Here is a 21,116-nt window from a genome sequence, read left to right as displayed (position 1 = left end):
CCTGATATTAATTATTAGATTTATCCTTAACCTTTATATTAAATTCTTTATTTTCATAACCATCTACATGTAAAACTATAGTATTTTCTCCTACTTTATTTAAAACATTTTCTGATATCATAATGTTGCCTAAAATACTACTTGTAAAATCCTTTTGATATTCAAGCTCTTTGCCATTTAAAGTTATAGATTTAACTTTATAATCTCCATAATAAGCATTATTAATTAGTAAAGCTTCTCCTACTTGAACTTCTTTTATATTTAAAGTTACATCCTCTGGTACAGATTTTAATGATACTTCTTCTATTGGTATTGTATCTACATCTGGTTTTTCTCCTGTCTTACTACCATTTTCTATTTCTGCTTTGCTATTAACATCTTTAACTTCTATATTAAATTCTTTATCTTCATAACCATCAGCCTTTAATACTATAGTATTTTGTCCAACTTTATTTAGAACATTATTTTTTATTGATATTCCTAAAGGTGTTATGGAGCAGTTATCTTTATTTAATTTTGAACCATTTAAATAGACGCTAGATACATTATATCCAAAATCAAATCCTAGTGTTATACTTACTTGTTCTCCTATATTAAATTCATTTTTATTATCAAGTAGTCTCACACTATCAGATACTGGTTTTAAATTTTCTATTTCGGGTTTTCCAGGTTTAGTTACATCTGGTTCTTCTGTCTTACTATCATTTCTGATTTCTTCTTTACTATTATCGTCTTCAAGATTAACTTTTGTTTTTTTATTGCTATCTTTAACTTCTATCTTAAATTCTTTATTTTCATAACCATCTACATGTAAAACTATAGTATTTTCTCCTACTTTATTTAAAACATTTTCTGATATCATAATGTTGCCTAAAATACTACTTGTAAAATCCTTTTGATATTCAAGTTCCTTTCCATTTAAAGTTATAGATTTAACTTTATAATCTCCATAATAAGCATTATTAATTACTAAAGCTCCTCCCGCTTGAACTTCTTTTATATTTATAGTTACATTTTCTGGTGCAGATTTTAAAAGCTCTTCTTCTTTTGATATAACGCCTACATCTGGTCTTGTTCCATCTTCATTAAAATAAACAACTTCTTTTACTGCATCATTAAATCCTTTAGATTTTATTGTTATTGTATGCTTTCCAGCCTTAGTAACAGCACCTGGTTTTATTTCTAGTCGTTCAATTGCTTTTAAATATTCTTTATCAGGATCTAACAATTTTCCATCTATATATACTTCTTTAATATTACTTATCCAATCATAATCAAAAGTATTTCTAGACATTCCTATAGTAAAAACTTTTCCCATAGTTGGAACAGATTCTAAAGTTAATTCTGGATGAGAATTATATAAATTAACAATTACATCAACAGGGTCATAGTCTTTAGCAAATACTCTTAATCTATATTCACCATTTTTATAAAAATCATTATTTTGTTTTACAAGTATTTGACCCGAAGTTACTATAAACTGTAGATCTTTATATAGTCCTGGAGCTATGTCTATCTTTTGAACTTTATATATAGATTCTTCCCAATGTTTATTAGTTTTAAATCTTATATTTATATCATCTGTTCCTTTTTTTGTATCTTTAGCTATTAGTTTTGGTAATACTTTTTCTGCTGGTTTTGTATCAACAATATCTGGAGTTGTTGTATCATTTGGATTTTTAACTTCTACATTAATGAATATAACATCAAAATCCTTATTTGTGTCTATATTAACCTTGTAATGACCTGCTTCTTTAAATAAATCCTTATGCAATATTAATTCTTCTTTACTTTTGTCAACACTCCACTGTTTATCTGCTAGTATCTTTCCATTTAAAGTTATATTTCTTATACTGTTTAAATATTGTTCTGATAAATTAGCTATTGAAACATAATCATTAATATAATATTTATCTTGTAACTTAGGGGTTACTTTACCTTTAACTATATTTTGTTTTATTGTAACTGTTCTATATCCCTTAGCATGTATTTTTAATATATTTTCTCCTAATTTTAGGTTACTTGATTTTATTTTTATTTCATCACTCTTTATTTCCAAATCATTTTTCATTATAGTTTTAATATTGAAGTTAGAATTTTGGTCTCCAATTTGTATATCTGTAATAGCATTAGCCCATTTTTCATTATTCTCAAAGTTTAATACTAAATCTTGTCCTAATATATTATTTTCATTATTAGCATTTATATTTGGTGCATTTAATGCATTGATTTCAGACACTGTGGTCTGTCTACCATACTTTCCATCCTCCAATATATATTTTGCTTTATATGGTAAATGTCTTGTTTTATTTTTATTATTTTTAGCAAAATCTTCAAAACTTAAATCTCTTCCATTCATATACTCTTCTGTAGCTTTATTAATATAGGCATCATAATCTATGCCAAGACCTTCTCCTAAACCTATACCATGTTTAGTAATTGCTGTTCTTGTAGTGGTATTCCAATTATTTATTATTTTATCTATATTTTTGTCTTCTACTCCAAGATTTTTTAAAATAACAGCATTTGATAACATATCAAAATCATAAACTACATCAGCTGATATAAAATTAGATGCTCCTGATATAACATCTGGTTTACTACCTTTGTCCTTATCTTTATGTTTAGTTGCACCTGATATAGCATCTACTTTTTTAGAATTTTTCTTATGTTTAGTTGTTTCTAATAAATTACCTGACTTTTTGCTTCTTAACATAGGTCTTGTTCTATGAATACTGGAAGAAGATATTCCATCAACTTTAGATTTAAAAGGTAGTTTACCATTAGTATCAAATATAGTACTATCTGGTGTTATTCTTACATTTCCATACTTATCATAATCATCTTCATGAAAGTCCCATATTGCTAATCTTTTATATCCATAAATTTCACTAGGCGCTGCTAATACAGTACTTAAATTGCAAATAATTAACCCTGCTGTAGCCAGCGCTAATAAACCCTTACTCTTTTTATTCATAAATATTTCTCCTTTTTAATATTTTTAGAAATTTTTATATTTTAATGTTATCTCTTCTTTTTTGCCTTGGCTTTCTACCATGAGACTTTTGTCTTTTCTATCTTTTAATTCTATTTTTATTATATTTCCTTCTTCATTTACTTTTTTAGGAACTACTTTTTTACCATCAATATAAAAACTACAATCATTAAAATTATCTTCTTTAAGCACTACAACGGCATAATTTACATAGTGAATATTCATTATACATGAGTGTTCTGCATCTATGATATGAAAATCCTTTTTTATATCATTATCTTTAGGTTCTGGTTTAGTTTCGTCTTTGATTTCTTTACCATCATCTTTAGGTTCTGGTTTGGTTTCGTCTTTAATTTCTTTATCTCCATTTTCAGATCCTGGTTTAATTTCATCTTTGATTTCTTTACCATCATCTTTAGGTTCTAGTTTGGTTTCGTCTTTGACATCTTTTCCATCTATTTTTAAAATATCATTGGGAATTGCATTTAATCCTTCAGCTTTTTTTAAACTTTCAAGATTTTTAATATCTTTATCTGTATACCATTTACCATTGTGTTTGTAATAAATGCCATTATTATCGTCTACTGTTTTTGATGCTTGTACAAAAGAACCTAAATTATATTCATTACTTGTTACTTTGTCCAGTCTAAATAAGCATTTTCCAATCACTAATGAATTGTTAGGTATATTTTGAATCTTAGATATAGGTGCTGCTAAAACCGAACTACACATTCCCAAAATCATCATTGATAATATAGCTGCTGAGCATATCTTTTTTTTCACACTATTCTTTTTATTTTCCATTATTTTACCTCCTATTTACTTTAGTCCAGTAAATGAAATTTCTTTCTCGCCTTTTACAATCTTAAATTTTGCTTTATCTGAGTCTTTTCCAAAGAATATAGTAAGAATTCTTACCATTCCATCATTATCTTCATCTTCTGCTATTATATCGCCATCATATAAAAGTTTATACCCTTTAAGAGTTTCACCATTATCTCCAATAACCTTTAAGTCATATGTAAAGGCACCTGGAAAAGATGGTTCTACGATTACTTTATATTCTGTATCCTTTTTAGATGGTTTTGTTGATGAACTTGAACTTGATGTGCTACTTGAACCTGATGATTTATTGTCTTTATCTTTAGTTTGTAAGTTTTTACTAATTGCTAAATTATCTAGAATATTATCTGATATAAGTTTTTCTCCACCAAGAATTGAAACTATACTTTCATTAGATAATTTTGTATTTAATATATCTTTTGTATTTTTATAAATATCTTTATAGATTAAAATTATAGGACTATTTTTTTGTGCTGCTAATGCTGCTGAAGATAGAGCATCAGCAAATTCATCGCCCCTTTGACTTTGTGCTAAAGCTATATATACATTTTTAAAATCTAAGCTATTAGAAAATCTCTTTATTATTTTCTCATTAGTTTCATAACGATTTTCACCATATATTCTTTCAACATTTGGTAATATATTTTCTATTTCCTTAGATACACATTTTTCTCCACCTATTACAAAAGTCTTATTGACTTTATTGCTTTTTAAATATTTTTGCATTAAATTTTTATCTTTAGCCGTTAATAAAATAGGCATATTTTTATTTGCTGCTATAGGACTTATAGATAAAGTATCTGATGAATTTGTTCCTGCTGTTACTACTATTTCTCCATTACATCCCACACTCTCAGCTATAAGCTTAGAAGTTTCATATCTATCTTTTCCACCTAATCTTTTTACTTCTTTTATATTAGGTATATTTTTTATTTCTCCTTCAAGTGTTTTGCTTATAACTCCTTCTCCACCTGTGATAAATACCTTACTAACATTTAATCTTTTTAATTCACTTTTAAGATTATTATTCAATTTATCCTTTCCAATTAACAATATTGGTGCGTTATATTTCTTTGATAAAGGTACTGCACAAAGGGCATCTGCAAAGTTATCTCCTCTTGAAATTACAGCATAAGAGGATTTGTCCCATCCTTCTTTGCTTACCATTATAGAAGTTTCATACCTATTGCTTCCATAAATTCTTTTCCTCTTAAATTCAGATTTGGATTCTGCAAGTACCGTTGTGCTACACATAATCATTGTAGTCATAATAAAACTTATTATTTTTTTTGAATTCATTTTTCTCCCCTTTCCCTTTCCTATATTTATATCGATAATGATATTGATTATCATTATCGATATAAATATAGCATATCTTTCACCCATAGTCAATATATGTATTTCATATTATTTTTTAGATGTTCAAGATAGCCTAGGAAAGTATACAAAAAAAAATGTGATTCCAGTAAAAATAAATTTTTCACTGGAATCTTAATTCAAAATCTTTTATCATTCAAATTTAATTTGAAAAAGTAAAGCTACAATATCCTACTTCATCACATCTTCTTTTCATATCATCCCACATATCTTTATCCTTTATAGCCTCTAGTGCTGATGGATATAAAATATAATTTTCTTTAAATATATGATCTCTTAAATTAAAAATTATATATTTAGATACTTCATCCACTTTACTTTTAAATTCACGAAAATCCATTGTATCTACACTTTTAGAAAGCATTTTTAATTCTTTCTTTTTAGCTCTTAGGTCATCATGTTCCATTTTCATTATTCTTGTAGGTCCTGTTATTTCTCTTTTTTCCATTTCTAAAAACAAAACTTTTTCTTCTCTTTGATGATGATTCTCTGCATCTAGTATACTTTCTGCTAAATTATAAAGTCTATGAGTTTCATCTTTAGCTTCATCATAATTTTCAGTTTTTTGTATATTTGAGTTTACTTCTTCCAATTCCTTTAAGAAATCTAAAATTTTATCATGTTCCTCTATTAGAGTGTATAACACGTGTCCCTTACTTGTACTAGCCTTTACCTTGGTTAATTCATCTTTTAAAACTTCCATATGAATATCACATAAATGTCTTAAATCCTGTGGATTCATTCCTTCTTCTATAAGCTGTTGTTCTGCTATAGATAATTCTATAGGATTAATATTTTTTACTATATCCAAAGCTTCTTTTCTCAATTCTTCTGTTATTCCAATCTTATTTAAACTTTTTAAAACTTCTTTTAGTTCTTCAATTCTTTTATTATCCATCTAAATCATCTCCTCATAAAGCATTTTTAGAACATATTAAATAACACACTATTTTCTTTATATATATGAATAAATAAATCTTTTTCTAAGGCATGAATTTTATCATAGGTTAGTTTAAATGTTGTACAAACCCCTTCTGGTACTGTAAAGTCTCTTGTTATTTTTTCTAATTCTTTTAATATATCTCCCGCTTCATCGTGTTCATTTTCTGTTTCTTTTATAAATTTATCTATTTCTTCTTTTACATTTTTATTTTTAGTTAGTTCATATTCTTCTATTAATGGAAATAGATTTTCTTCTTCTTTTATTAAATGTTCTTCTAATTCTATCTTTAAAAGTCCAAACAGTCTATGAACTTTTAATAATTCTTCTCCATGATGTTCAAAGTGAACTTTTAATATTTTTGATAGTAATCCATCTATTTCTTTAAGTTCCTTTTTTGTATAATCATGATGAGTATCTACTATGTGCCTCATAAGAACTACAGGTTTTTCCTTTCTCCAATCTATATGCTCTTCATTAGAACTTATAAACTTTTCATATTCTTCATTAAGTTTTTGTATGAATTCATCTAAATTCATTCCTTTTCCCTTTAAAGCTTCCCCTAGAGTATCATGTCCACCGCAGCAATAATCTATTTTAGCATCATTAAATATTCTACTTGAACCTGGAAATATAGAAACAACTTCTCCAAGTTTTTGATTTATATTAATAATATTTTTCATAATATTTCCTCCTAACTTTTATATTGAATTTAATAACAAGTCTACTATAAATGTAGTTGTTTTCTTTATTTCTTCTTTATCATTTTCTTCTGGTGAAAATTTAATTCTTATTGGAAATTTCACGTCTGTCATTCCTGTGGATTTTATAATGTATGAAGTACTTAAAACTTTCATATTTGTTTCATTTAAATAATCCTGTACAACTTCAATACCTTCTCCGCTCCATCCATAAGATCCAAATGCTGCTGCTATTTTATTTTCTAAATCCATATCCTTTAAACTTTTTAGAATATCTTCTAGTCTTCCTATCATATCTCCGTATTTTGTTGATGTTCCAACAAGCACCGCATCTGACTCTTTAACTTTTTTAAATATCTCCTCATCTGATGTTTTATTAACGTTAATTAATTCTGTATTTATACTATCCCTTTCAAAATGTTCTTTTATTAGTTCTGAAATCTTTTTAGTATTGTTTGTCATTGTAGAATACAATATTAAAACTTTTTTATCTATATTTGTATTTTTACTCATTTCATCATATATATTTATAAATTTTTTAACATCTTCCCTTAATATAAAACCATGGGATGGTGCTATAATTTCTATATCCAAATTTTCTATTTTATTTATCATATTTTGTACATATCTTCTGTGAGGATGCATTATTAAACTGTAATATGTTTTAAAATCCTCTAATATGTCCTCTTTAGCTTTATCGTTAAAGTATTCATAATTTGATATGTGAGTACTGAATATATCACATGGAAATAATATTTTATCTTCTTTAGTGAAGGTTACCATAGTTTCTTCTGTATGAAGATACGGTGTTTTTATAAATTCAAGAGTTTTCCCACCAATATCTAAAGTATCTCCATTTTTAACTACTAAGAAATTTCTATTATAAAGTTTATACATAGCTTTTAACTGATCAACTGCTTTATCTGTACAAACAATAGTTGCATTTTTAGCATTGTAAGCAAGACTTCCTAAAGCTCCTGAATGATCTGGTTCTGTATGGTTTATTACTATATATTGAATTTTATCTAAATCTATTAAGTTTTTTAGACTTTGAATATATTCCCTTCCAAAACTTATATCTACAGTATCAATAATTGTAGGTTTTTCTGTAAGCAAAAGATAGCTATTATAAGTTGTTCCCTTTGTTAAAGTTAATCTATGAAATGGTACATCCCTATCATCAATTTTTCCTACTAAATAAATTTTTTCTTTAATTATTACATTTTTCATCATATTTATTACCCCCAAATTTCTTATTATTGTTTATATTATTTTACTTATTTCCTCGTTTGTTATGGCTTTATTATATAAACTACCGGGATTTAAAAATATGATTCAAATCAAATTTTAAAAAATAAATAAAAGAATCTGCTCCACAAAAAATAAAAACCACAATATATTGTATTAAACTTTTTATTTTTAAAACAATATATTATGGTTACATTTCTTAAAGCTATAGCTTCTCTTAAAATAATCTATTCTGCAAGTTCTTTTAGAGCATCTTCATCTTTAACTATAATCATTTTATTGCCAACAAGTTCTATAATATTTAACTCCTCAAATTTAGATAGTTTTCTACTTATAGTTTCTCTTGTTACACCTGCATAGTTTGCCATTTCTTCTCTATTTATAGGCAACTTTATTTCTATACTTTGTTTTTTATTTATTCCATATTTTTCACCAAATTCTAATATCATATGAGCTATTCTAATGTCTGCATCATTAGTAGCTAAATTTTGAGCTAAAGTTTCTGTTTCTGCTAATCTTTTAGTTACTTCTTTCAATATTTTTAAAGATATATTTGGATTTTCTATTAAAATTTCATCCATTTTCTTTTTTGTAAGGGTACATATTTTCACATCAGATATGGCATAAGCAGAAAAATTATAACTTTCATTATCATTAAATAGGTTTAACTCTCCAAAGAAATCTCCATTTGAAAGTATGTGAATTATTTGTTCTTTTCCATCTTTAGTAAGTTTAGAAAGTTTTACTTTTCCCTCATTTATAATAATTAATGTTTCTGATTTATGCCCTTCATTACAAATAATTTCTCCTTTTTTAAAAGCTTCATGTCCTGTCATATTTACAATTTTTATTAATTCTTCATCAGACAAAGAAGAGAATATAGGAACTTTTTTCGCACAAATATTATGCTGGCATCTTCCGCAAGTACATTCTTTCATTTTAATCCTCCCATTACCATTACCCGATAAAACAACTAGAAATGAATTAACCATCCCCATCTATTTAGCCATTTCTTGTTGAATATTTTCAATAATTAAATCATTTTTTACAGGTGTTAAAAACATTTCCCTTGCTTTTTCTTTATCCTTTGTTTGTCCAAGTACCCACATTAGTTTTGTAACTATTGCCTCTGTTGACATATCATAGGCAGGTATTATTGGATATTTTAAGGCCTTTTGTCCAACTTCATATTGACTTAAATCAGTGCCTTCTAATAGAACCTGACTTTTTATAACTACAATTTTTCCTTTTTGATCTAGCATCTTTAATTTAGATAGAAAGTCTTTTTTATCTTTAAAAGGAATTCCTCCACTACCGTAGCTTTCTATAATTATGCCTAAGTATTTATCACTTAGATAATTAAGTATGTCAGGATCCGTTGCAGGAGTAAGTTTTAGCAAAAAAATATTAGTACATAAAGTTTTATAAAAAACAAGTTCTTTCTTTTTTTTACAAATTGAAATTTTATCATTATATTTAATTCTATTTCCTTCAATAGTTGCTAAATGAGGAAAGTTTATGCTCTCAAAGGCATTATAACTTTTGGTTCTTAACTTTTCAGCACGAGATCCACAAATTACTTTACCATCAAATACAATAAATACTCCACCTATTCCATTGCATGCAAATTTAATAGAATCCACCAAATTTCTTTTTGCATCTGTTTCTTTAAATGTAATTGGTCTTTGTGCCCCTGTAATAACTATTGGCTTATGGGAATCTTGTATCATATAAAAAAGCGCCGCTGCAGTATACGCCATAGTATCTGTTCCATGAGTTATGACAAATCCATCATAGTTATTATAGTTTGTTTCAATATATTCAGTAATATGTACCCAGTATTCTGGGTGCATATTGGTGCTATCAATATTTAATATTTGCATAGTATCAATGTAACATATATCTTGTATTTCTTTAGTATAGGTTAAAAGACTTTCTGCCGTAAGGGAGGGTGCAAGTCCCTCATTTCCTTTAGAACAAGCAATAGTTCCCCCTGTAGATAATAATAATATTTTTTTCATATAAAAACCCCCTCCATTAATCTTACCAGAAGGTATACCATCAATCATGGACACCTGTTAATATTTATTAAGATCACCAATCATACTATGAGAAGCTACCTTAGTTATCATATCTTGAACCGTTGCCAAAACCTTATAAAACTCTATAAGTTTGTTTAATTCCCTGTTCAATGTACTCCATTTTGCCATAGCTACTTTGGTTTGTATAGCACTCCGAGGGCTTAACTTCGGATACAACGAATCCTACACCTCAAACATAACTGTTTAAGTAGTTATGCTGAATATCTGCTTAAATTAATTGAAGCATTAAAATCTCTGTCAATTACTGCGCCACATTCCTCACAGATATAAGTTCTTTCTGATAGCGATAATTTAGTCTTTTTATATCCACACTCACTACATATTTTTGATGATGGATACCAAATATCTGCTTCAACAAATTCAATTCCATAGAACTTACATTTGTATTGAAGTTGTCTTTTGAACTCATATAGTCCTTGCTTAGCTATAGCTTTAGATAAATTGCGATTTTTCATCATACCTTTGATATTAAGTGTTTCCATAACTACTCTTGATGGCTTGTTTTTCACTATCTTTGTAGTTGCTTGATGTAAGTGATTGTTCCTAATATTAGATAATCTTCTATGAAGTAATCTAATTTTCTTTTCAAGTTTTATAATGTTGCAAGTTTTGACAAACTTCCTCCCTTCTTTATTTAACTCATATTTTTTAGATATTTTACGTTGCAATCTACGTAATCTTTTTTCTAATTTTTTAACTACTCTTGTTTTATTAATATTTTTAAAGGTCATTCCGTTTGAACATATCGCTAAATCCTTTATGCCTATACTTTCATCAGTTAGTTCTATTATAGGATTTTCTTTTTCAATACCTACTGATAGATACCAATACTTTCCGTCAAAACTTACCCTTGGATTAGTATATTTAACATTCATAGGTATTTGTTCTGATGTTTTTATCCAACCTACTTTTTCAATATTAACCGATTTAATTTTAACTTTAAGTTTTGATGTATCATTATAGAATGAAGGTTTGCTTTTTCTTCTACTCTTAAATCTTGGTTTATCAGCTAACCCTTTAAAGAATCCTTCATAAGCATTACAAGCATCTTTTACAGCTTGTTTTGTTACATTGTTTGATACTTCGTTAAGCCATTTATATTCTTCTGTTTTCTTTAATTTAGTAATTTCTTTTCTTAGACCACCATCTTTAATAAATTTACCACCATCTTTGTAATTTTCTTCTTGTTTAGCCAAAGTCCAATTATAAATAAACCTTGCTGTTCCAGCGGATTGCCATAGTTTTTGTTCTTGAACTTCTGTTGGATATAATCTGACTTTATTTGCTAATATCATCTTTTAGTAACTCCTTAATCCCTTTTTATCCTAACCCTTCAATGTTTGAGGAATTTCTACTATTAATTTTGAAAATTGACCTATAGAATAATATTTCATTTATACAACCTCTGAATTTATTACAATACAAACATTATATAAAACCAAGAGTGTTGTATAAACTCACATAAGGTTTTGTTAACTGCTAAAGTCCCTCTTCTGGATAGTTAAAGTTCGTAATATTAAAACCTGTAACCGTTACTTTCAATATAATCATAATTATATTTGAATTTTAAAATCTTGTCCAATATAAAAATTGGATTTCTAAATAGTTAATTGTAATTTACTGGAAACAAAATGTAAACTTTGGTATAATATTTTCATAATAAGCGTTTATTAATTAAAATATCACACTAAGGAGGACAATGAAATGTTTGAAATCTTATACAAGAAATTGTTGGCTAAAATCAATGAAGGCACTCACTCTGCTGTTTTAACTTATCTTAATTTTCACAATAATAATTATGGTTCTATATCAAACAAAATTCTTTTAACGGAAAAAGATTTAAAGAAAAATTCTTTTTCTTTAAATGATAATGTTTACAAAACAGTTCTTGATTCTTTTAATACTGGAAAAGTTAACACTATTGTTATAGATAAGAATAACTCCATTTTAGTTGAACCTTTTTTTCCAAAACCTCGCTTGATTATTTTTGGTGGTGGTCATATAGCAAAACCTTTAGTGGAATTCAGTTCTAGGGTAGGATTTTCTATTACTGTTATAGATGATAGATTATCCTTTGCCAATAAATCACGTTTTCCTGAAGCAGAAAAAGTTATTTGTGAATCTTTTTCTAAATCATTTGATTTAATCGATTTTAGAGAATCTGATTTTATTGTTATTATAACAAGGGGACATAAACATGATGAAATGGTTTTACGTAAGATTTTAAATTATGATGTTAAATATGTTGGTATGATAGGTTCTAGAAGTAAGGTTAGGAGTATATTAGATAGATTATTGAAAGAAGGTTTTCCTAAAAATAAAATAGATTCCGTTAACTCACCTATAGGTCTTGATATAGCTGCTATTACTCCCGATGAAATCGCCATCTCCATTTTATCACAACTTATCAGCTTTAAAAATAAAGACATTATTAAAAAACTTGGTAAAGATTTTGACTTTCCTGAATTAGATAAGGATATAGCAATGGAACTGTCTTGCGAGTCTAAAATTCCTAGGGCTATTTTAACTATATTATCTTCTAAAGGATCAGTTCCTAGAAAAGCCGGAGCAAAAATGTTAGTTGATTTTAATGGAAAAACCCTAGGAACTATAGGTGGTGGTTGTAGTGAAGCAACTGTTATATCTAGTTCAAAAAAAGTTATGTTAAATAAAGGATTTTTAATTGAACATTTCGATATGACAGGTGATAGGGCAGAATCTGAGGGCATGGTTTGTGGTGGAACTATGGATGTACTTATAGAATCTTTTTAAAACATTGTATATTCTTTAATAATAATATAAAAAGATGGTATCTTAAAGTAGATTTTAAGATACCATCTTCTATCCTTATATTTTAAATTTAGAAATTTCTTTTTTTAATTTATTAGCTCTTTCTTTTGATTTTAGTGCCTCCTGTAGAACATCATTTGATTTATCACTAATTTCTATTATTTTATTTGCAATGTCTGTAGTCCCTCCAGCTCCTTCACTTGAAGCCTGTGCCACGCCATCTATGGTGCTAAGTACATCCTGTAGAGATGACAAGAGTTCCTCTGAGGTTGAAGTAAATTCTGTTACAATACTATCAATGAAATTAGCATCTCCATTATATTTATCTACCACATTTAGCATAGTCTTATAATCATTTTTTATATCTGTAGACACAAAAGTCAATAGATTACTTGAACTATCAGAAAGACTTTTTACTGATTCTATTACCTTATTTGTTATACTTTGTATTTCTGTTACTGCATCCTTAGATTGTTCTGCAAGTTCCCTTATTTCTTCAGCTACAACAGAAAAACCTTTTCCTGCTTCTCCTGCTCTTGCAGCTTCAATAGCTGCATTTAATGCAAGAAGATTTGTCTGTGATGTTATATTCATTATAGATTCTGAAAGTATATTTATCTGTTCTACAACCTTTGATGATTCTATAGCCTTCTCAAGTTCTGTTTTTGTATTTGTAAGTATTTCTTCTGCTTTTTCCTGAGAAACCTGTATATTTTTCTTTGTATCTTCTGCTCTTTTATTTATCTCCCCTGCTTGAAATACACCTTCTTGTGATTTTTGTGCAATAGATTGAATAGATTTTTCTATATTCTGTGAAGTTGCTGACATTTCTTCAGCTGAAGCCGCAGTTTGTTCTATATTAGCAGAAAGTTCTTCTGTAGTTGCTGAAACTTCTTCAATATCATTATTTAAATCTGAAACATTTGTTTTTATAATATCTACAATGTTTTCCATATTATCTGCACTTTCATTAACTTTTTTAATAATATCTTTTATATTTTGTATAAATTTATTTAAGCTTTTAGCTAAATCGTTTATTTCATCTTTAGAGTTAACTTTTATTTCTTGAGTTAAATCTCCTCCCCTTTCTGATAGATTGTCCAGTTCTTCTTTTAAAATATTTAGCGGTCTTCTTACAGCATTAATAATAAATATTCCCAAAACTATACCTATAATTCCCAATACTACAATTATTGTTAAGTTTATTTTCATAGCAATGTCATATCGTTTATCTCCTTCCAAACTATCATTTTCACTCATTCTTTTGTTAAGCTGAGCTAATTTTAATAAAGAAGATGATACTTTTTCAAAAGCTTCATTTGAGCCTTCTCTCATTATATTCATTGCCTCTTCTGTTTTTAATTGTTTGCTTAAAGTAATTATTTTCTCACTTAATTTTAGATATTCTCCCCACTGCTCTTGGACAATATTAAATAATTCTTCATCCTCTTTTGTGTTTATGCTTTTTTTGTAGAATTGTAAATATTTTTGTATCTCTTTATTTTTCTCTTCCATAGACTTTTCTCTTCTTTTCATTCTTCCTGGATCTTTACTAATAATATGACCATACTCAAACAATCTAAAATCTGAAGTCATTATATTTAATTCTTCTGAATATATAATTCCAGGAATACCACATTGTGCAATATCTGTTGATTTCTCATTTACAGCTTCCAAACTTTTTATAGAATAGATGCCCATAAGTATATTAGTACTCACTAGTATAGTTACAAGAAAAATCAATTTACTTTTTATAGTTTTTAACAATTATAGTCACTCCTTATTCTGTATCTAATATTTTTAAATTTTAAATTTATTTGTTTCATCATTAAGTTTATTTGCAGCTTTATTTAAATCTAATGCAAATTTAGCTACAGACTCGGAACTTGCAAACATTTCCTCAGAAGATGCAGAGGTTTCTTCTTTTATCTGCTATACATATTTCATCTACTTGAAAGGTCTTAGCAAGAGATGTTAAATAATCATTATTAGATGAATCTTCGGTGTTTACAATGAATTCACCCAATGTCTGGATTTTACTTTCTAAAAATTCATTTAAAGCATTCATAGTAGAATTATTTCTTTCTATTTGTTTAGAAATTTCAGTTGATAAATTTAAAGCATCAATCTTCATATGATATATTAATTTTGATTTTGTAATAATTACAGCTCCAAAAGTTATAGCTGATATAATTGCAAACATTATTATTATAGGTATTACTAAAATTTTAAATTTTATAGAACCGTTTTTAGAAGTTTTTTTATACACATGTGCTTCCCCTTTCGATGTTAAATATTATTTAAAATTGCATTAAATTATTGTCATGAAAATCATACCACTTTTTCCACAAAAAATCATTAAATTTTACATATTTACCTATATAAAAAGACCCAAGCCCTACAATAATTATTTTCATGGCTTTAGAACATAAAGATAATTATTATATTGGTACTTGAATCCTCATTAATTTTCATATTATATAATAAATATTAAGGATTAAGCCAATGTTGACTTAATCCTTAATATACTAATTATTTTAATAATGAAACATTTGTCTCAATCACTTCTGGTGCTCTTTTAAATAGGAATTCACCTTTTCTAACAGAACAATTAATTCCTACCCTTTCTAGGATTGCATCAAATTCATTTTTTGCATTTAATACTATAAAGTTAGCATCTTTTCCTACCTCTATACCGTATTTATCTTCTATATGAAGAGTCTTAGCACCATTTACTGTAATTAAATCTAATGCATTGTTAATTTCATCAAAAGACATCATATGACAAATATGAATTCCAAAGTCTAAAATAGTCATTAAATTTCCATTTCCTAATGGATACCAAGGGTCTGAAATTGAGTCTTGTGCAAAACAAACATTAATTCCTGCATCATTTAATTCTTTAACCCTTGTAAGTCCTCTTCTTTTTGGATATGTGTCATATCTTCCTTGTAAATGAATATTTTCAGTTGGGCATGATATAAAATTCATATTTGACAATTTTAAAAGCTTAAATAGTTTAAATGCATAAGCATTATTATATGAACCCATTGCACAAGTGTGACTTGCTGTTGTAAGTTCGCCAATTCCATTCATGTAAGATTCTGCAGCTAATACTTCAACAAATCTTGATTGTTCATCGTCTGTTTCATCACAGTGAACATCTATTAATTTGTTGTATTTCATAGCAAGTTCTACAGTTTTCTTAACTGATTTTTCTCCCATTTCTCTTGTAAATTCAAAGTGAGGTATAGCTCCTACTACATCAGCACCCATTTTTAATGCTTCTTCTACTAATTTATCTCCACCTTTATAGGAATACATACCTTCTTGTGGGAATGCTATAATTTGTATATCAACAAGGTCTTTTACCTCTTCTTTTAATTCCATAATTGCTTTTAAACAAGTAAGTTTTGGATCTGTTACATCAACATGAGTTCTAAGATATTGAGTTCCGTGTAAAATCTCTTTTTTCAATCCCATTCTAGCACGTTCTTTTATTTCATCTATTGTCATGTTTGCTTTTGTTTCAGACCATCTTTGGATTCCTTCAAATAAAGTTCCTGTTCCATTGTTTGCACCAGGCTTACGAGCTGTATATACATAATCTAAATGAATATGTGGATCAACATATGGTGGTATAACAAGATTTCCTTCTAGGTTATATATTTCTACATCTTTATATTTTTCAGAAATGTTTGAACCTATTTCTTTATAAGTTCCATTTTCAACAAGTAAATCAACTAATTTTTCATTTCCTTTTAGTCTAGCATTTTTAAATAAAGTAGCTTTCATTTAAATAATCTCCTTTCAATTCTTAACATTCTATTTAGAAATAAATTACTGACGGTATGAAGTTTAACATTAAAATATACTCTAGTCATCGTGCTAAATATACAATAATATTTTGATATTACTGTGCACATAAAGAACATATTTTTATGCATATATTTGTATTTTTCGCACATTGTATATAATATATACCGACATTATAATGAAATGCGTATCAAAGTTACTTGATCAAAATATCATTAAAGGTATAAAAAGGAGTTGTTATTATGTACGAAAATGTAAAAATGGAAAATATGACTTGGAAAGAATTCGAAAAGAAAAAAGATAATGTAATCATCTTACCAATAGGTTCTACAGAACAACATGGTCCTCATCTACCAACTTGTGTAGATACTGTATTAGCCAATGGTTTCGCTTATCGTATAGCTGAGAAAATAGATGGTGTAGTTGCTCCAGCTCTTTCATATGGATATAAATCAAAACCATTAAGCGGTGGTGGCCCATTATTTCCAGGAACTATTGATTTAAATGGAGCTACATTACAAGCTTTAATAATGGATATAGTTGATGAATTTGTTCGTGATGGATTCACAAAAATATTCCTTTTAAGTGCTCACTTTGAAAATGAAGCATTTATAGTAGAAGCTATGGATCTATGCTCTCAAAAATATGGAGATAAAGTACAAATTCTTTTAACTAACTGGTGGGATCCAATGTCACCTGATGTAATTGACAAAATCTTTACTGAAGTACCATTCCCAGGTTGGGCTTTAGAACATGCAGCTGTTACAGAAACTTCATTAATGATGTATTTTGCACCAGAACTTGTTAGAGAAGATCAAATATTAGATACAGAAAATGCTAGTCCAGCAACTTATTACAGATATCCAATCGAAAAAGATATCGTTCCGGAAACAGGAATATTAGCATCAGCTAAATCATCTTCCGCAGAAAAAGGAAAAATCATTGTAGATGATGTTATTCCAAACATTCTTAAGATAATTGACAAAGCTTTTAAATAAATCTAAATAATAAGAAGTAGGGATATTTATGAAAACAAAAGGTATTTTACTTACAATGTTATCCTCTATTACATTTGGATTTGCTTTTACCCTTGGGCCTATGACTTATGGTGCCCAGGGAAGCAATCCTGTAACATTAACTTTTTTAAGAAATTTTTTAAGTTTACCATTTTTATTAGTTATTATGTTATTTTTAAAAATTGACTTCAAAATAACAAAGAAACAACTTAAGGACTTAATAATATTGGGATTTGTTGGAAATGCAATAACAACATTAATGTTAAATATGGCTTTTGCATACATAGATGTAGGTATTGTAACTCCAATACATTTTACCTATCCAATATTTGTAACACTTGGGTGTGTAATATTCTTCCACGAGAAGTTAAGTAAACAAAAAGTCTTAGCATTAATTATAGCTATGTCTGGTATAGGATGCTTCTTCTTTGCAGCATTAACCTCTGCATCATTTGGATCTAGCACATTACTTGGACTATTTTTATCAATAGCTTCAGGAGTATTCTATGCATTCTACATTATATTTATGGATAAAAGTGGACTAAAAAGTGAACCACCTTTTAAAATAACATTCTATGTAGCAATAGCTTCAACTATAGGCATGTTTTTATATGGTGAGGTTACAAATCAACTTGTATTAGGTTCTTTAACAACTAAAGCATGGTATATATCTACAATATTTGCATTTTTATGTACAGTTGTAGCTCTATCTTTACTACAGGTTGGTATAAAGCATATTGGGGCAAGTGAAGCCGCTGTTATAAGTACATTTGAACCTATAACAAGTGTAATTTTTGGAGCATTACTATTAGGTGAGCAAATAACATTAATAAAAATCGTTGCATGTATATTGATTTTTGCAGGAGTTTTAACATTGTCTTTTGCAAAAGCTGAAAAATCAACGGATTAAAAATCAGAGAACCTGTGATAATAAATTATCACAGGTTCTTATATTTTATTTTGTAGATTAAGAAATTCATAAATTAATATACTATTAAAAAGCTCTAAGTCTGTCATAGCATCGTCTAAATCTCTTTGCAATAGGTCTTTTATTGTTGATAATCTGTAAAGTAATGTGTTTCTATGAATAAAAAGTTCTTGAGAAGTTTTTAATAAATGTCTGTTATTCTGAAAATAACATTTTAAAGTACCTATTAAATCCGTTCCATGCTTTTTATCATATTCTAAAATAGTTCCTAAATTTTCATAACAATACTGCTCAATCTCTTTAATATCACCCAATTCAACCAGTAATCTAAAAATACCCAATTCATTATACCGAATAACCTTTGAATCTTTATTGTATATGTCAATCATAGATAAAGCTTTAACTGCTTCTTTATAGCTTATTTTCATATCAGAATCTATTTTCCTAATACGGCTAAAAGCTAAACTAATTTCAATGTCTGAATATCTTGAATTTACAAGATTACATACTGCTTCAACAGACTTTGATGATTTCTTTGCCTCTTCGTAGCTATTAGAAAATAATAGCACTGTCAAATGGTTTGCATATACCGTACGAATTAAAGTGCAATTTTCTCTGTTTAAAATCTCTTCTAAAGAATTACTTATGTTTTTACTAACATTTTCTATCTCCTGTGAAATATTAGATGTCTTTTGTATTTTAAATATACAAATATAGTAAAAAGGTCTTAATTTTACATTATAAAACTCTGCCAAGACTTCAATATCTTCATTTAGTTTATCATGTGAGAAAATAATGGATTCAAGAAAATGTTTTTCATTATTAAATTCTTCTCGCCTTTGTTCTATTTTAAAGAAAATTTCTTGTATAATATCAATCAACTTAACATCCCAAGGCATTGTAAATACAGGTAATTTTTCTTCATTTGCCCTATCTATCATCTTTTGAGGTATATTATTTATATATTTATCATCAATCAAAATCACAATACCAGAAAGTTTTTTATCAATACTCTCTTCTAGTAATGACAAAAGACTATTATCGTCTTTTTTAATTCCTGTATATGTAACAAATAATAATTCCCCTCCATAAAGCCATTCTGAAATAGATTCTGTCATTCTTGCATAAGGCCAAGAAATTTCCCGATTTAATCCATCTTCCCCAGCCACTAGTGTTGCCTTTGAAAAATGTTTAAGTTGAAATAAATCTTTACAGCAAAATGTCATAAAATTACTCCTTCTTATTTCCTATTATTTAATTTTAGCATTAGGTTTTCCTTTTACTTTAACCTAACTATATGTTTCCATTCTAGCATAAATTGTTTTATTGACCATAAAAGCAATTACTGACCCAAGTAAAACAAATGCTATTCTCATAGGAACGGATATAAAAGTATCAAACAAAACCATAGCTGCTCCTAATGAGTTTAGCGTAACAAATATTATTTGCTTATCATATTTCTTAATAAATGTATAAATATAACTTAGTATCAACAACACTAAACTACTAAACTTAGATGGTACTAAACACTCAAATAAAATAATGAATATTATAGATCCTACCATAGTACCTATAACTCTTTGTTTAATTCTTTCTTTAGTTTGATAATAATGTGGTTGAGTCAATGACATTACAGTTATGCTAATCCACATTGATTTTGAAAAACCAAATGTCCTTCCAATAAACATGGCAATACTTATTCCTATTGCCATCCTTAGAGAAAAATTAAACTGTAAAGAATTGGTCTTAATATTTGAAATCATCTCCCATATTGTTAAATGATTTTTATCATCTAAGTTTTTATGACTAATATAGTAAATGAAAGCAATTAAAATGCCTCCAGTTAATAGTCCTATAATTCTACTCATTAATTGCTCTGAAGAAATAGGATCACCGTCTAAAAATACATAACAGAGGATAAATGGAAGATATGCTTTTGTTTCCATTTCATTAGTAAATAGATATATAACAATGAAAACCAAAATAAAGTTTATAGGTATACCTATAAAAGCATTTAATCTACTTATATATGAAGCAAATCCCATATATATAAAAGAAAATATAATAGCCCAAATAGCTTCTCTATATCTTAAACTTATATTTATAGATTTAAACATAAGCATAGCTGTAATAACAGCAACTCCAACCAAAGTATTCTCTGATCCAAAAAACTTAGAAAATAGTAGTACAAATACAATTATGCCAATTAGCATAACTAAATTCCCTAAGAGTAATTTTAAATTTATCTTTATATTATCTGTTTTATCCATATGTTTAACCTCTCTTTCTATCTTTTATAATCTTCTCTCTGTTACAACTTTAATTTTATAACATTTATGTATAAAAAAAATTGTACCTTA

Annotated in this window: 18 protein-coding genes; 3 read left to right on the top strand and 15 right to left on the bottom strand. The window is 27.5% G+C overall.

All coding sequences use genetic code 11. The features are described from left to right. Positions 1-7 precede the first annotated feature (7 nt). The 10 genes from B5D21_RS00630 to B5D21_RS00585 form a co-directional block, all read right to left on the bottom strand. Positions 8-2,977 (bottom strand): DUF1533 domain-containing protein, encoded by a 2,970-nt coding sequence (locus B5D21_RS00630; RefSeq protein WP_011100046.1) that lies wholly within the window; start codon positions 2,975-2,977, stop codon positions 8-10. Positions 2,978-3,001: 24 nt separating this feature from the next. Further along, positions 3,002-3,799: a hypothetical protein gene (locus B5D21_RS00625; RefSeq protein ID WP_011100047.1), complete on the bottom strand. Its 798-nt coding sequence runs from the start codon at positions 3,797-3,799 to the stop codon at positions 3,002-3,004. A gap of 15 nt (positions 3,800-3,814) precedes the next feature. After that, entirely contained in the window at positions 3,815-5,137 is a 1,323-nt protein-coding gene (locus B5D21_RS00620) for a cell wall-binding repeat-containing protein (RefSeq protein ID WP_052042376.1), read from the bottom strand. Positions 5,138-5,357: 220 nt separating this feature from the next. Next, positions 5,358-6,113, bottom strand: coding sequence for a DUF438 domain-containing protein (locus B5D21_RS00615; protein ID WP_011100049.1), 756 nt, complete (start codon positions 6,111-6,113; stop codon positions 5,358-5,360). Between the two features lie 26 nt (positions 6,114-6,139). Continuing rightward, entirely contained in the window at positions 6,140-6,838 is a 699-nt protein-coding gene (gene ric, locus B5D21_RS00610; protein ID WP_011100050.1) for an iron-sulfur cluster repair di-iron protein, read from the bottom strand. Between the two features lie 18 nt (positions 6,839-6,856). Continuing rightward, positions 6,857-8,089, bottom strand: coding sequence for an FprA family A-type flavoprotein (locus B5D21_RS00605; protein ID WP_035109305.1), 1,233 nt, complete (start codon positions 8,087-8,089; stop codon positions 6,857-6,859). Positions 8,090-8,331: 242 nt separating this feature from the next. Continuing rightward, positions 8,332-9,042 carry a Crp/Fnr family transcriptional regulator gene (locus B5D21_RS00600; RefSeq protein WP_035109303.1) on the bottom strand — a complete coding sequence of 237 codons (711 nt, stop codon included), beginning with the start codon at positions 9,040-9,042 and terminating at the stop codon, positions 8,332-8,334. Between the two features lie 60 nt (positions 9,043-9,102). Then, positions 9,103-10,125, bottom strand: a complete 1,023-nt coding sequence (locus B5D21_RS00595; RefSeq protein ID WP_035109300.1) for an asparaginase — start codon at positions 10,123-10,125, stop codon at positions 9,103-9,105. 57 nt (positions 10,126-10,182) lie between these two features. Further along, positions 10,183-10,362: a hypothetical protein gene (locus B5D21_RS00590; protein WP_035125032.1), complete on the bottom strand. Its 180-nt coding sequence runs from the start codon at positions 10,360-10,362 to the stop codon at positions 10,183-10,185. Between the two features lie 35 nt (positions 10,363-10,397). Further along, on the bottom strand, positions 10,398-11,501 hold the full coding sequence (locus B5D21_RS00585) for an RNA-guided endonuclease InsQ/TnpB family protein (protein ID WP_011100054.1): 1,104 nt from the start codon (positions 11,499-11,501) through the stop codon (positions 10,398-10,400). Positions 11,502-11,910: 409 nt separating this feature from the next. Here B5D21_RS00585 and B5D21_RS00580 point away from each other — a divergent pair, with 409 nt between their 5' ends. Further along, positions 11,911-12,978 (top strand): XdhC family protein, encoded by a 1,068-nt coding sequence (locus tag B5D21_RS00580; RefSeq protein ID WP_011100055.1) that lies wholly within the window; start codon positions 11,911-11,913, stop codon positions 12,976-12,978. Between the two features lie 75 nt (positions 12,979-13,053). On the opposite strand, the gene B5D21_RS00575 is transcribed toward B5D21_RS00580, so the two are convergent. From B5D21_RS00575 to codA, 3 genes are all read right to left on the bottom strand, one after another. Further along, positions 13,054-14,763: a methyl-accepting chemotaxis protein gene (locus B5D21_RS00575; protein WP_011100056.1), complete on the bottom strand. Its 1,710-nt coding sequence runs from the start codon at positions 14,761-14,763 to the stop codon at positions 13,054-13,056. A gap of 133 nt (positions 14,764-14,896) precedes the next feature. Then, on the bottom strand, positions 14,897-15,265 hold the full coding sequence (locus B5D21_RS00570; protein WP_011100057.1) for a hypothetical protein: 369 nt from the start codon (positions 15,263-15,265) through the stop codon (positions 14,897-14,899). Between the two features lie 263 nt (positions 15,266-15,528). Continuing rightward, complete coding sequence (codA, locus tag B5D21_RS00565; protein WP_011100058.1) at positions 15,529-16,791, bottom strand: cytosine deaminase; 1,263 nt, start codon at positions 16,789-16,791, stop codon at positions 15,529-15,531. Between the two features lie 263 nt (positions 16,792-17,054). On the opposite strand from codA, the gene B5D21_RS00560 reads away from it, so the two are divergent. Next, on the top strand, positions 17,055-17,810 hold the full coding sequence (locus B5D21_RS00560) for a creatininase (RefSeq protein ID WP_011100059.1): 756 nt from the start codon (positions 17,055-17,057) through the stop codon (positions 17,808-17,810). Positions 17,811-17,838: 28 nt separating this feature from the next. Beyond that, positions 17,839-18,738, top strand: coding sequence for a DMT family transporter (locus tag B5D21_RS00555; protein WP_011100060.1), 900 nt, complete (start codon positions 17,839-17,841; stop codon positions 18,736-18,738). Between the two features lie 38 nt (positions 18,739-18,776). On the opposite strand, the gene B5D21_RS00550 is transcribed toward B5D21_RS00555, so the two are convergent. Continuing rightward, a complete protein-coding gene (locus B5D21_RS00550) occupies positions 18,777-19,982 on the bottom strand; it encodes a PucR family transcriptional regulator (RefSeq protein WP_011100061.1) in 1,206 nt (401 codons plus the stop codon). A 63-nt stretch (positions 19,983-20,045) separates the two neighbouring features. Next, positions 20,046-21,026, bottom strand: coding sequence for an FUSC family protein (locus B5D21_RS00545; protein WP_011100062.1), 981 nt, complete (start codon positions 21,024-21,026; stop codon positions 20,046-20,048). Between the last annotated feature and the right edge of the window lie 90 nt (positions 21,027-21,116).

Source organism: Clostridium tetani, assembly GCF_900167265.1.
GTDB lineage: Bacteria > Bacillota > Clostridia > Clostridiales > Clostridiaceae > Clostridium_G > Clostridium_G tetani.
Note: the sequence above shows the minus strand (reverse complement) of the source record. Positions and strands in the feature narration are given on the sequence as shown.